This is a genomic window from Vibrio agarilyticus (assembly GCF_012641465.1).
In the GTDB taxonomy this organism is placed as follows: domain Bacteria; phylum Pseudomonadota; class Gammaproteobacteria; order Enterobacterales; family Vibrionaceae; genus Vibrio; species Vibrio agarilyticus.
Map to the genome: position 1 here is coordinate 1 of NZ_JABAIK010000074.1, position 506 is coordinate 506.

1 protein-coding gene is annotated in these 506 nt (G+C 52.2%); it reads right to left on the reverse strand.

Features of this window, described 5'->3' with window-relative positions:
• Window positions 1-134: 134 nt before the first annotated feature.
• Window positions 135-506, reverse strand: a 372-nt coding sequence (locus HGP28_RS19105) for a hypothetical protein (protein ID WP_168837991.1), incomplete at its 5' end; no start/stop codon positions are given.

The window sequence follows — 506 nt, forward strand, 5'->3', positions numbered from 1 at the left end:
GAGTACCAGCGATATACACGTAAATGTCACTGCGGGAGAGGTACGGGATATTCACATTAATAGTGATTTGCCCGGCTGTACCTGTTTCGGTCTGCCATGAATTAGCCATTCTGTTTCCTTGGTGAAGGGCGAACTTAATCGCCCGTGTTGTTAATGAGGATTCGCAGCGGGATGAACTCCTGCGCCAGCGGCACCAATTTACTTGCATCCTGCGCAGACAACTCGCCTTTCTTCGCAACGCTCTGGAGCGTGCTAATGACAGAGTTTGCACCACCCAGCATTGATACTCCACCGCCGCGCTGGTTATCGCTGAACAGGTCCATCACCAGAGAGGCACCGCCGATTGCACTCATACCGGATACGGAATCCATAATGAGGTCTTTGGTTGTCTTCTGGTCAGATTTACCGTCAGCGCCATACCGGGCGTAAGTGGCCAGAGCCATCATCGGGAACTGATACATCATCAGCATAGCCAGACCCAGATACTCTCCGTTGTCGATGTGACG